Annotated in this window: 12 protein-coding genes; 8 read left to right on the forward strand and 4 right to left on the reverse strand. The window is 59.2% G+C overall.

Going from position 1 to position 12,952, the window contains the following annotated elements; genetic code table 11:
- Positions 1-169: 169 nt before the first annotated feature.
- Genes NHU87_RS22690 through NHU87_RS22700 form a run of 3 tightly spaced genes read right to left on the reverse strand, consistent with a single transcriptional unit; the run spans position 170 to position 2,547 of the window.
- Positions 170-559, reverse strand: a complete 390-nt coding sequence (locus NHU87_RS22690) for a DNA polymerase III subunit chi (RefSeq protein ID WP_253552647.1) — start codon at positions 557-559, stop codon at positions 170-172.
- Positions 560-567: 8 nt separating this feature from the next.
- Positions 568-996, reverse strand: a complete 429-nt coding sequence (locus NHU87_RS22695; RefSeq protein WP_253552649.1) for a DNA polymerase III subunit chi — start codon at positions 994-996, stop codon at positions 568-570.
- A 60-nt stretch (positions 997-1,056) separates the two neighbouring features.
- A complete protein-coding gene (locus tag NHU87_RS22700) occupies positions 1,057-2,547 on the reverse strand; it encodes a leucyl aminopeptidase (RefSeq protein WP_253552651.1) in 1,491 nt (496 codons plus the stop codon).
- A gap of 297 nt (positions 2,548-2,844) precedes the next feature.
- On the opposite strand from NHU87_RS22700, the gene lptF reads away from it, so the two are divergent.
- From lptF to pdxJ, 8 genes are all read left to right on the forward strand, one after another.
- Positions 2,845-3,963 carry an LPS export ABC transporter permease LptF gene (lptF, locus tag NHU87_RS22705; protein ID WP_253552652.1) on the forward strand — a complete coding sequence of 373 codons (1,119 nt, stop codon included), beginning with the start codon at positions 2,845-2,847 and terminating at the stop codon, positions 3,961-3,963.
- A complete protein-coding gene (lptG, locus tag NHU87_RS22710) occupies positions 3,956-5,017 on the forward strand; it encodes an LPS export ABC transporter permease LptG (protein ID WP_253552653.1) in 1,062 nt (353 codons plus the stop codon). The genes lptF and lptG overlap by 8 nt, the downstream gene beginning before the upstream one ends.
- 171 nt (positions 5,018-5,188) lie before the next feature.
- Complete coding sequence (gene lepA, locus NHU87_RS22715; RefSeq protein ID WP_253552654.1) at positions 5,189-6,988, forward strand: translation elongation factor 4; 1,800 nt, start codon at positions 5,189-5,191, stop codon at positions 6,986-6,988.
- A gap of 5 nt (positions 6,989-6,993) precedes the next feature.
- Entirely contained in the window at positions 6,994-7,848 is an 855-nt protein-coding gene (gene lepB / locus NHU87_RS22720) for a signal peptidase I (protein WP_008073129.1), read from the forward strand.
- 184 nt (positions 7,849-8,032) lie between these two features.
- Positions 8,033-8,722, forward strand: a complete 690-nt coding sequence (rnc, locus tag NHU87_RS22725) for a ribonuclease III (protein ID WP_052966248.1) — start codon at positions 8,033-8,035, stop codon at positions 8,720-8,722.
- Positions 8,715-9,617 carry a GTPase Era gene (era, locus tag NHU87_RS22730; protein WP_008073130.1) on the forward strand — a complete coding sequence of 301 codons (903 nt, stop codon included), beginning with the start codon at positions 8,715-8,717 and terminating at the stop codon, positions 9,615-9,617. The genes rnc and era overlap by 8 nt, the downstream gene beginning before the upstream one ends.
- Positions 9,618-9,789: 172 nt before the next feature.
- Entirely contained in the window at positions 9,790-10,479 is a 690-nt protein-coding gene (recO, locus tag NHU87_RS22735; protein ID WP_253552655.1) for a DNA repair protein RecO, read from the forward strand.
- A gap of 51 nt (positions 10,480-10,530) precedes the next feature.
- Positions 10,531-11,277, forward strand: coding sequence for a pyridoxine 5'-phosphate synthase (gene pdxJ / locus NHU87_RS22740; RefSeq protein WP_008004962.1), 747 nt, complete (start codon positions 10,531-10,533; stop codon positions 11,275-11,277).
- Between the two features lie 128 nt (positions 11,278-11,405).
- Here pdxJ and mltF read toward each other — a convergent pair whose 3' ends face one another.
- Entirely contained in the window at positions 11,406-12,866 is a 1,461-nt protein-coding gene (mltF, locus tag NHU87_RS22745) for a membrane-bound lytic murein transglycosylase MltF (RefSeq protein WP_253552656.1), read from the reverse strand.
- Positions 12,867-12,952: the final 86 nt, after the last annotated feature.

The following is a 12,952-nucleotide window of genomic DNA, read 5'->3' on the forward strand; positions in this document are numbered from 1 at the left end:
GGCATGGGGCGTAGGGCGAGTTGATCGCGGGATGAGCTGACCATCAGGCATTGCACAAAAACAATGTGGGAGCGGGCTTGCTCGCGAAGGCGGCCTATCATCCAACACTAATGTTGAATGTTACGGCCTCTTCGCGAGCAAGCCCGCTCCCACATTAGAATGGTGGTGTTTATTCGTACTGACTGAGCAACCGTTCCATCCGCGCATCAAGACGGCGTTTGATTTCGGTTTCGATGTGCGGGGCGAAGTCGTCGATCACGTCTTGCATGATCAATAGCGCGGCGGCGCGCAGTTCGCTGTCCAGGTGCAGCAGGGCATCGGGGCCTTTGCTGGCGGCGGGCGACGGTTGCGCGGCCGGGGCGGGCGGCGGTGTCGTTTCGGCCGGCTGCGGCGCATTGCCGACCGTGTCGAACAGCATGGGGATCTGTTCCTGATCACCCTCAATGACCGTGTCGGTCAGCAAGGGCGGTTGCAGGTTGTCATCGCCGAGCAGTTGGCGGATCGACTCGAGGTCATCCAGCAGATGCGCGGACTTTTGCTGCGGTTTTGGAGTGTCCATCGGAATGCTCAGAGTCGCTGTAAACGGTGATCTTGCAGAGGATAGCCCTGTTCACGGTAGAAACGGAAACTCTCCCGTGCAGCCGAACGAATCGTCGGATCTTCCACCACCACTTCCGCCACGCGGGCGAACTGTTTGGCAAATACCGGGACTTTCAGGTCCAGATTGACCAACAGATCCTGATGCTGACCGCAGTCATCGCCAAGACCCAGGACAATTAAACCCTCCGGCTCGCTTTCAGCGGGACCGTGAGGCACGAAGCTTTCGCCCTTGAAGGCCCACAAACGCGCATCGAGGTCATCACGCTGGGCGTCATCGCTGCAGTGCAGGTAAATGCGGTGACCCATGCGCCAGGCTTTTTCAGTGAGTTTGCAGGCGAAATCCAGCCGTGCCGAAGGATCGGCGCTGGGCAGGATATAGAAGTCGACTTTGGTCATTGCGGTTCCTGAGCCTTGAGCAGCATCACAGGGAAGTGATGCTGCTCAAGGTCATCGGTTTCAGGCCTTGGCGCGGTCCAGCAGGTATTGGGTCAGCAGGGGAACCGGACGGCCAGTGGCGCCCTTGTCCTTGCCGCCGCTGGTCCAGGCCGTGCCGGCGATGTCCAGGTGCGCCCAGTTCAGGTTTTTGGTGAAGCGCGACAGGAAACAGGCAGCGGTGATGGCGCCGGCTTTCGGGCCGCCAATGTTGGCGATGTCAGCGAACGGGCTGTCCAATTGTTCTTGATACTCATCGAACAGCGGCAGTTGCCAGGCGCGGTCGTCGGCGGATTGGCCGGCGCTCAACAGTTGGCCGATCAGCTCGTCGTTGTTGCCCAGCAGGCCCGAGATGTGAGAACCCAGTGCGACGACACAAGCACCGGTCAGGGTGGCGATGTCGATCACGGCTTGCGGCTTGAAGCGTTCGGAATAGGTCAGGGCATCGCACAGCACCAGACGGCCTTCGGCGTCGGTGTTGAGAATTTCCACGGTCTGGCCACTCATGGTGGTGACAATGTCGCCCGGACGCGAAGCGTTGCCGCTCGGCATGTTCTCGGCGCAAGCCAGGATGCACACCAGATTGATCGGCAGGTTCAGCTCAAGCACGGCACGCAGGGTACCGAACACGCTGGCGGCGCCGCCCATGTCGTACTTCATTTCGTCCATGCCGGCGCCCGGTTTCAGGCTGATGCCGCCGGTGTCGAAGGTAATGCCTTTGCCAACCAACGCGTAGGGCTTCTCGGATTTCTTGCCGCCGTTGTATTGCATGACGATCAGGCGCGGCGGCTGGGCGCTGCCCTGGCCGACGGCGTAAAACGAGCCCATGCCCAGATCCTTGATCTTCTTTTCATCGAGGACTTCGACTTTCAGGCTCTTGAATTCTTTGCCCAGGTTCTTGGCTTGCTCGCCCAGGAATGTCGGGTGGCAGATGTTTGGCGGCAGGTTGCCCAGGTTACGGGTGAAGGCCATGCCGTTGGCGATCGCGGTGGCGTGGGCCACGGCGCGTTCGATTTCAGCCTGTGCTGCCTTGATGGTCACCAAGGTGATTTTCTTCAGGGTGAGCGGCTCGGCTTTCTGGCTCTTGAACTGGTCGAAGGTGTACTCGCCATCCACCAGGGTTTCGGCCAGCAGGCGGGTCTTGCCATAGCTGTCGCGGCCTTTGACCACGACTTCATCCAGGGCCAGTACTGCATCGCTGCCGCCCAGGCCTTTAAGGGTGTTGAGGATGCCGGCGATGATTTTGCGGAACGGGCGATCGCCCAGTTCGTCATCCTTGCCCACGCCCACCAGCAACACGCGCTCGGCCTTGAGGTTAGGCAAGCTGTGCAGCAACAGGCTCTGGCCGACTTTGCCTGCCAGATCGCCGCGCTTGAGTACCGCGCTGATGGCGCCACCGCTCAGCTCATCGAGTTGTTTGGCAACGATGCCGAGTTTGCGGCCTTCACCGACGGCGACCACCAAGGTGGCGGTCTTCAACGTTTCCGGGCTAACACTCTTTACAACCAGTTCCATGTCCGGGTCCCTGAATTAATGGTCAAAATGCGCGACGCGCAGAGGACTTGCTTATAAGTAGAAAGACGCAGGTAGCAGTGCCAGCGACAAAGGCCGCAGTTTGAACCTCGCTAATGGCGCCTGACAACCCTCGGTCGTACGAACTTCGGTGGTTCAGGTATCTGCTTGAGCATGCGCAGTGACAGGCGCACCCAATCACAGGATAATGCGCCATCTTTTTCGGCGGCTCTGCCCTGCGGACCGACCGATACGTTTGTTTGTTTGGCCGCTTAGCCTGACAACCCTGGAGTGTCTGGTTTGATTGTCTTCCGTTATCTATCCCGCGAAGTCCTGTTGACCTTGAGCGCCGTCAGCGCCGTGCTGCTGGTCATCATCATGAGCGGACGCTTCATCAAATACCTCGCCCAAGCGGCCGCTGGTGCTCTGGATCCGGGCTCGCTGTTCCTGATCATGGGCTTCCGTCTGCCGGGTTTCCTGCAGTTGATCCTGCCTTTGGGGCTGTTTCTCGGAATCCTGCTGGCCTACGGTCGTCTGTACCTCGACAGCGAAATGACTGTGTTGTCGGCCACCGGCATGAGCCAGCAACGGCTGTTTCGCATCACCCTGTTTCCGGCCACGCTGGTTGCGCTAGTGGTGGCTTGGTTGAGCCTGAGCCTGGCGCCACAAGGTGCCAACCAGTTCCAGCTGCTGCTGAACAAACAGGACGCACTGACTGAGTTCGATACCCTCGAGCCAGGCCGCTTCCAGGCCTTGCGCGACGGTACCCGGGTGACCTACACCGAGCAATTGTCGGATGACCGCATCAATCTGGGCGGCGTGTTCATTTCGCAAAAGAATGTAAGTTCCGACAAAAAGGATCGCGGGATTTCCGTGCTGGTGGCCGAGAAGGGCCGCCAGGAAATTCGCCCCGACGGCAATCGGTATCTGATTCTCGACAACGGCTACCGCTACGACGGTAATCCGGGTCAGGCCGACTACCGCGCCATCAAATACGACGAGTACGGCGTATTGCTGCCCAAGCCGGACGTCAGCGACGAAGTCACCGACCGCGATGCGATGACCACCCGCTCCCTGCTGGGCAATGATGACATTCGTTCCCGCACCGAACTGCAATGGCGTCTGTCTCTGCCGTTGCTGGTCTTCATCGTGACCCTGATGGCGGTGCCGCTGTCGCGGGTCAACCCGCGTCAGGGCCGTTTCCTCAAGCTGCTGCCGGCGATTCTTCTTTATATGGCTTACCTGACCATCCTGATTGCCGCTCGCGGCGCCCTCGAAAAGGGCAAGATCCCGGCAGCATTGGGCTTGTGGTGGGTGCATGCGATCTTCCTGGCCATCGGTCTGGGCTTGCTGTATTGGGAGCCGTTGCGCTTGAAGATGGCAAGTCGCCGCAGTGCGCTGGAGGTGGCCCGTGGATAAGCTCGATCGCTACATTGGTAGCAGCGTGTTCATGGCGATCCTGGCGGTACTGGGGATCATTCTGGGTCTGGCAACGTTGTTTGCCTTCATCGATGAGATGGGCGACGTCAGCGATACCTACACGCTGGCGGATGTCCTGAGCTATGTGCTGCTGACTGCGCCGCGCCGTCTGTACGACATGTTGCCGATGGCGGCTCTGATCGGTTGCCTGATCGGCCTCGGCAGCCTGGCCAGCCACAGCGAACTGACCATCATGCGCGCGGCCGGCGTGTCGCTCGGTCGAATCGTCTGGGCTGTCATGAAGCCGATGTTGCTTTTGATGGCGGTGGGACTGGTGATCGGTGAATACGTCGCGCCGGCCACGGAAGTCACCGCTCAGGCCAACCGCTCGCTGGCCCAGGGCAGTGGCGATGCACAAAGCGCCAAGCACGGTCTGTGGCACCGTCAGGGTGACGAGTTCATTCACGTCAACTCCGTGCAACCCAATGGTCTGTTATATGGCGTGACCCGTTATCGCTTCGACGATCAACGCCACATTCTGTCTTCGAGCTTCGCCAAGCGCGCGGAATTCGACACGGATCACTGGCAACTGAGCGATGTCACGACCACGTTGTTCCATGAAAAGAACACCGAAGTGGTGACGACTCCGGTGGAGCGTTGGGAAGTAGCCCTGAGCCCGCAACTGCTGAGCACTGTGGTGATGGCGCCTGAATCACTGTCGATCAGCGGTCTGTGGAGTTACATCCACTATCTTGCTGATCAGGGCCTGAGCAACGGTCGGTACTGGCTGGCATTTTGGGTCAAGGTGTTGCAGCCGCTGGTGACCGCCGCATTGGTGCTGATGGCGATTTCCTTCATCTTCGGTCCGCTGCGTTCGGTGACCCTCGGTCAGCGGGTCTTTACCGGTGTGTTGGTGGGCTTCACCTTCCGCATCGTCCAGGATTTGCTCGGGCCTTCGAGCCTGGTATTCGGTTTTTCGCCGCTGTTTGCGGTGCTGGTACCGGCCGGTGTCTGTGCCCTGGCCGGGGTCTGGTTGTTGCGCCGGGCTGGTTGATCGCGGGTTATTCCCGATGTGGCTTGTCACTCAAAACGCCCCAGTCGCAAGACCGGGGCGTTTTTGTAAGCGCCGTCTGACCTGCGAACGTGACGCTTGCGCCGTGGATCAGGTACAATTCCCGGCTATTTTTCGGCGGGCTATGCCTGCAGCCTTTTTGAGTGTTGATCCGTGAGTGATTTGAGTCATATCCGCAATTTCTCCATCATCGCCCACATTGACCATGGCAAGTCGACGCTGGCCGATCGCTTCATCCAGATGTGCGGCGGCCTTGCCGAGCGCGAAATGGAAGCCCAGGTGCTGGACTCCATGGACCTGGAACGTGAACGCGGGATCACCATCAAGGCCCACAGCGTCACCCTTTATTACACTGCCCGCGATGGCATCAAGTACCAGCTGAACTTCATTGACACCCCCGGCCACGTTGACTTCACCTACGAAGTCAGCCGGTCGCTGGCGGCCTGTGAAGGTGCGTTGCTGGTGGTCGATGCCGGTCAGGGCGTTGAAGCGCAGTCGGTTGCCAACTGCTACACGGCGATCGAGCAGGGCCTGGAAGTCATGCCGGTCCTGAACAAGATCGACCTGCCACAGGCCGATCCGGACCGCGTCAAAGAAGAAATCGAAAAAATCATCGGCATCGATGCCACCGATGCGGTCGAGTGCTCTGCCAAGACTGGCCTGGGCGTCGATGAAGTGCTCGAACGCCTGGTTCACACCATTCCTGCGCCGACCGGCAACTACGAAGATCCGCTGCAAGCGTTGATCATCGACTCCTGGTTCGACAACTACCTGGGTGTTGTTTCCCTGGTGCGCGTGCGTCACGGTCGTGTGAAGAAGGGCGACAAGATCCTCGTCAAATCCACCGGCAAGATCCACTTGGTGGACAGCGTCGGTGTATTCAACCCGAAACACACTCCTACCGTTGACCTGAAGGCCGGTGAAGTGGGCTTCATCATTGCCAGCATCAAGGACATTCACGGTGCACCGGTCGGCGACACCCTGACCTTGAGCTCCACGCCCGACGTTGACGTGCTGCCAGGCTTCAAACGCATTCAGCCGCAGGTGTATGCCGGTCTGTTCCCGGTCAGCTCCGACGACTTCGAAGATTTCCGTGAAGCGCTGCAAAAGCTCACGCTCAACGACTCGTCCTTGCAGTACACCCCGGAAAGCTCCGACGCCTTGGGCTTCGGCTTCCGTTGCGGGTTCCTCGGCATGCTGCACATGGAAATCATCCAGGAGCGCCTGGAGCGCGAGTACGACCTGGACTTGATCACCACGGCACCGACGGTCATTTTCGAGCTGTTGCTGAAAACCGGTGAAACGATTTACGTCGATAACCCGTCGAAGCTTCCGGACCTGTCATCGATCGAAGACATGCGCGAGCCGATCGTGCGGGCCAATATCCTTGTGCCGCAAGAGCACCTGGGTAACGTCATCACCCTGTGTATCGAAAAACGTGGCGTGCAGCACGACATGCTGTTCCTCGGTACGCAAGTTCAAGTGACCTACGATTTGCCGATGAACGAAGTGGTCCTCGACTTCTTCGACCGTCTGAAATCCACCAGCCGTGGCTATGCTTCGCTGGATTACCATTTCGATCGTTATCAATCAGCTAATCTGGTGAAACTGGATGTGCTGATCAACGGTGACAAGGTCGACGCCCTGGCGCTGATCGTGCATCGCGACAATGCGCACTACAAAGGTCGCCAGTTGACCGAGAAGATGAAAGAACTGATTCCGCGCCAGATGTTCGACGTCGCGATCCAGGCCGCCATCGGCGGGCAGATCATTGCGCGGACTTCCGTCAAGGCACTCAGAAAGAACGTATTGGCCAAATGCTACGGCGGTGACGTTAGCCGTAAGCGCAAGCTGTTGGAAAAGCAAAAGGCCGGTAAAAAACGCATGAAGCAGGTTGGTAACGTGGAGATTCCACAAGAAGCCTTCCTTGCAGTGCTCAGGTTGGATAGTTAGGTCCTATGTCACTAAATTTCCCGCTGTTGCTGGTCATCGCCGTGTTCGTCTGCGGCCTGTTGGCATTGCTCGATCTGCTGTTCCTGGCGCCACGGCGCCGGGCTGCCATTAACTCTTACCAGGGTAGCGTCAGCCAGGCTGACATGGTGGTGGTCGAGAAACTGAACAAAGAGCCGCTGCTGGTCGAATACGGCAAGTCGTTCTTCCCGGTGTTGTTTATCGTGCTGGTGCTGCGTTCGTTCCTGGTGGAACCGTTCCAGATTCCTTCCGGCTCGATGAAACCGACCCTGGACGTCGGCGACTTCATTCTGGTGAATAAATTTTCTTACGGGATCCGCTTGCCGGTGATCGACAAGAAAGTCATCGAAGTCGGTGATCCGCAGCGCGGCGATGTGATGGTGTTCCGCTACCCGAGCGACCCGAACGTCAATTACATCAAGCGTGTGGTGGGCCTGCCGGGTGACCAGATTCGTTACACCGCCGACAAACGTCTGTTCGTCAACGGTGAGTCGATCGCCGAGCAACTGGTCGGCTCCGAGCCGGGCACGCTGGGCAGCGCCGAGCTCTACAAGGAAAAACTCGGCATCGCCGAGCACCTTATCCGCAAGGAAATGAGCCGCTACCGCGCAGCGCCGGATCGTTCGTGGACCGTGCCTGCCGGGCACTACTTCATGATGGGCGACAACCGCGACAACTCGAACGACAGTCGCTACTGGGATGATCCGAGTATTCCCAAGAATCTGCTGGGCATGGTTCCCGACAAGAATATCGTCGGCAAGGCCTTCGCAGTCTGGATGAGCTGGCCGGAACCCAAACTCAGTCACCTGCCGAATTTCTCGCGGGTTGGCCTGATCAAGTAATCACACACGGCGCTGTTGAACACAGCGCCGAATGCATTTCTGGAACCGGCATAATCGGCGACAGAAGCATGAAAACAACGATATTCAGGACGTTATTTTTGAACACAGCGTTAATTGTCCCAAGCCTGCGCCGCACCACGGCGATGGCGGTGGAATCCAGCCACGAACTCAGCGTGGGTAAACCGTGAGCGTCTCCTTAAGCCGTCTAGAGCGTCAGCTCGGCTACACCTTCAAAGACCAGGAGCTGATGGTCCTGGCCCTGACTCACCGCAGCTTTGCCGGGCGCAACAACGAACGCCTGGAGTTCCTCGGTGATGCCATCCTCAACTTCGTCGCTGGCGAGGCGCTGTTCGATCGCTTCCCGCTGGCCCGCGAAGGCCAATTGTCGCGCTTGCGCGCACGCTTGGTGAAAGGTGAGACCCTGGCCGTACTGGCCCGTGGTTTCGACCTGGGTGAATACCTGCGCCTGGGCTCCGGCGAATTGAAAAGCGGCGGTTTCCGTCGCGAGTCGATTCTGGCCGATGCCCTGGAAGCGCTGATCGGTGCGATCTACCTGGACGCCGGCATGGACATGGCGCGCGAGCGTGTGCTGGCCTGGCTGGCCGGAGAGTTCGAAGGCCTGACGCTGGTCGACACCAACAAAGATCCGAAAACCCGCCTGCAGGAATTTTTGCAGTCCCGTGGTTGTGAGCTGCCACGATACGAAGTGGTGGATATCCAGGGTGAGCCGCATTGCCGGACGTTCTTCGTCGAATGTGAAATCATCTTACTGAATGAAAAAAGCCGAGGTCAGGGTGTGAGCCGTCGTATTGCCGAACAGGTAGCGGCGGCCGCAGCACTGATTGCCCTGGGCGTGGAGAATGGCCATGACTGATTCAACCGCAACTCGCTGTGGCTATGTTGCCATCGTCGGCCGTCCCAACGTGGGCAAGTCCACGCTGCTGAACCACATTCTGGGTCAGAAGCTGGCGATCACCTCGCGCAAGCCGCAGACCACCCGTCACAACATGCTCGGCATCAAGACCGAGGGCGCCGTTCAAGCGATCTACGTCGACACCCCGGGCATGCACAAGGGCGGCGAAAAGGCTCTGAACCGTTACATGAACAAGACCGCTTCGGCGGCGTTGAAAGACGTCGACGTGGTGATCTTCGTGGTTGACCGCACCAAGTGGACCGATGAAGACCAGATGGTCCTCGAACGCGTTCAGTACGTGACCGGCCCGCTGATCGTGGCGCTGAACAAGACCGACCGTATCGAAGACAAATCCGAGCTGATGCCGCACCTGAGCTGGTTGCAGGAACAGCTGCCGAACGCGCAGATCATGCCGATCTCGGCCCAGCACGGGCACAACCTGGACGCGCTGGAACGAGTGATCGCCGAGCACCTGCCGGAAAACGATCACTTCTTCCCGGAAGATCAGATCACTGACCGCAGCAGCCGCTTTCTCGCCGCCGAACTGGTGCGCGAGAAAATCATGCGCCAATTGGGCGCCGAGCTGCCGTACCAGATCACCGTGGAAATCGAAGAGTTCAAGCAGCAGGGCAAAACCCTGCACATTCATGCCTTGATCCTCGTCGAACGTGACGGTCAAAAGAAAATCATCATTGGCGACAAGGGCGAGCGCATCAAGCGCATCGGCACCGAGGCGCGCAAGGATATGGAATTGCTGTTCGACTCCAAGATCATGCTTAACCTGTGGGTCAAGGTTAAGGGCGGCTGGTCCGATGACGAGCGCGCGCTGCGTTCGCTGGGTTACGGCGACCTGTAACACCGGTTCCTGTTACACCGAAGTACCCTGTGGGAGCGAGCTTGCTCGCGATAGCGGTCTGCCAGTCAACATCAATGTTGAATGTCGGGTCCTCATCGCGAGCAAGCTCGCTCCCACATTGGTTTGGGGTAGTTTGTAAATCTGTGCTGACTCATTGAGAACGCTGACTTCCATGTCGCAAACCCCACCCATTGGCCAACCCGCCTACGTCCTCCACTCCCGCGCCTACCGCGAAACCAGCGCGCTGGTGGATTTCCTTACGCCGCAAGGTCGGCTGCGGGCGGTGTTGCGTAGCGCGCGGGGCAAGGCCGGGACGTTGGCGCGGCCGTTCGTGCCGCTGGAAGTCGAGTTTCGTGGCCGGGGCGAGTTGAAAAACGTCGGTCGCATGGAAAGCGCCGGTGTTTCCACCTGGCTCAATGGCGAGGCGCTGTTCAGCGGCCTCTACCTCAACGAATTGCTGATCCGCCTGCTGCCCGCCGAAGACCCTCATCCCGCGGTTTTCGATCACTACGCCGCGACCTTGCTCGCCCTGGCCGAAGGCCGTCCGCTGGAGCCGTTGCTGCGTTCTTTCGAATGGCGTTTGCTCGACGACCTCGGCTACGGCTTTGCGTTGAACACCGACATTCATGGCGATCCCATCGCACCGGACGGCCTCTACCGCTTGCAAGTGGACGCAGGCCTGGAGCGGGTCTATCTGCTGCAACCCGGCCTGTTCAACGGCACCGAACTGTTGGCCATGGCCGAAGCCGACTGGTCCGCGTCCGGTGCGCTGTCCGCCGCCAAGCGCTTGATGCGTCAGGCATTGGCCGTTCATCTGGGTGGTCGTCCTCTGGTTTCCCGAGAGTTGTTTCGAAAGCCGTAAATTCCTTGTGTATGCTGTGCACCGAACTTTCCCATCTTCAGGAGCGCTTCCGTGACCACCAGCAATCGCATTCTTCTTGGCGTGAACATCGACCACGTTGCCACCCTGCGTCAGGCCCGAGGTACTCGTTACCCCGATCCGGTCAAGGCAGCACTGGACGCGGAAGAGGCGGGCGCTGATGGCATCACCGTGCACCTGCGCGAAGACCGCCGGCACATCCAGGAGCGCGACGTGCTGCTGCTCAAGGACGTGCTGCAAACCCGCATGAATTTCGAAATGGGCGTCACCGAAGAAATGATGGCGTTCGCCGAACGCATCCGCCCGGCGCACATTTGCCTGGTTCCGGAAACCCGTCAGGAGCTGACCACCGAAGGCGGTCTGGACGTGGCAGGGCAGGAGGCGCGAATCAAGGCGGCGGTGGATCGCCTGGCGAAGATCGGTTGTGAAGTGTCGCTGTTCATCGACGCAGACGAGCGGCAGATCGAAGCGTCCCGTCGTGTCGGTGCACCGGCCATTGAATTGCACACCGGGCGTTATGCGGACGCCGAGACGCCAACCGAAGTCGCGGAAGAACTCAAGCGCGTGGCCGATGGCGTGGCATTTGGTCTGGCCCAGGGCCTGATCGTCAACGCCGGTCACGGTCTGCACTATCACAACGTCGAGGCTGTTGCGGCGATCAAAGGCATCAACGAACTGAACATCGGCCATGCGCTGGTGGCCCATGCGTTGTTCGTCGGGTTCAAGTCGGCGGTGTCGGAGATGAAAGCGCTGATTCTGGCAGCTGCGTTGAAAGGTTAGATCGGCGGCGCTGCCATCGCGGGCAAGCCACGCTCCCACAGGTCCGAGTTGAACGACAACTATGTACTCGACGCGGACTTGTGGGAGCGTGGCTTGCCCGCGATGGCGTCTTTGAAGGCATCGGAGATTTAAAGCTGCGGGGTTTCCTGGCTCGGCTTGGTCTTGTCGACCCCCGGCACATGCAGGTTGCCCTCGGCGACCTGATTGCCTTCAAGCTGCGGCTGTGTGACCCACGTCAGGATGTCGTAATAGCGACGGATGTTCGCCACGAAATGCACCGGCTCGCCACCCCGGGCGTAGCCGTAACGAGTCTTGCTGTACCACTGTTTCTGTGACAGGCGCGGCAGGATTTTCTTCACGTCCAGCCACTTGTCCGGATTCAGCCCTGCCTTGGCCGTCAGTTTGCGCGCGTCATCCAGATGACCGCTGCCAACGTTGTAGGCGGCGAGCGCGAACCACGTACGGTCCGGCTCCTGGATCGACTCATCCAGTTGCTCTTTCATGTAGGCCAGGTACTTCGCTCCGCCCATGATGCTCTGTTTGGGGTCCAGGCGATTGGACACGCCCATGGCTTGCGCCGTGTTCTGGGTCAGCATCATCAATCCGCGCACACCTGTCTTGGACGTGACCGCCGCTTGCCACAGCGATTCCTGATAACCGACCGCGGCCAACAAGCGCCAGTCGACTTTCTCTTTCTTGGCGTATGTCTTGAAATGCTGTTCGTACTTGGGCAACCGCTGTTGCAGATGTTGGGCGAAGGTGTAGGCGCCCATGTAACCCAGCACGTCGACGTGCCCGTAATAGCGATCCTTGAGCCGTTGCAGGGTGCCGTTTTTCTTCACTTTGTCGAGGTAGCTGTTGATCTCGTTGAGCAGGCTGTTGTCTTCGCCGGCGGCCACGGCCCAGCTCTGATTGCTGGCGTCACCGAGATCGAAAGCGACCCGCACATTGGGGAAGTACACCTGGTTCATCGCGACTTCGTTGGAGTCGACCAGGGTCAGATCGATCTGGGCTTCGTCGACCATGCGCAGCAAGTCGACGACTTCAACCGCGTCGGACTCTTCGTATTCAATGCGGGGATACTTCTTTTTCAGCTCTGCCAATTGCTCGGCGTGGGTGCTGCCCTTGAGCACCATGATCTTCTTGCCGACCAGATCGCCTGCGTCTGTCGGCCGCGACTGGCCGTTGCGGTAGATGATCTGTGGGGTGACTTCGAGGTAAGAGTGGGAAAACCGCACCTGCTGTTTACGTTGCTGGCTGCTGACCAGACCGGCAGCAGCCAGCACCGGGCCATTGGGCTTGCCTACCTGATTGAACAGGTCGTCGAGGTTGTCGGCGGTTTCGATCTTGAGTTCGACCCCCAGATCGTCGGCGAAGCGCTTCACCAGCTCGTATTCGAAGCCGGTTTCACCGTTGCGATCCTGAAAGTAGGTGGCGGGACTGTTACGGGTAACCACCCGCAGCACGCCATCCTCCTTTACGCGCTCCAGCGTGTTGGGTTTATCAACACAGCCACCGAGCACCAGGAAGAGTCCGGTTGCGATCAGCCATTTGGCGTACCGCGGACGCAAAGCCGTTGGGGAAAACATCTGCGCAGTATACGCAAAGGACCACGAGCGCCATATCTCGACAGCGAAGGGCTTGTCTGCTAGAGAGTCTGAAACCCGCTTGGAGC

It is taken from the genome of Pseudomonas mandelii, from assembly GCF_024138395.1.
Lineage (GTDB): Bacteria > Pseudomonadota > Gammaproteobacteria > Pseudomonadales > Pseudomonadaceae > Aquipseudomonas > Aquipseudomonas mandelii_E.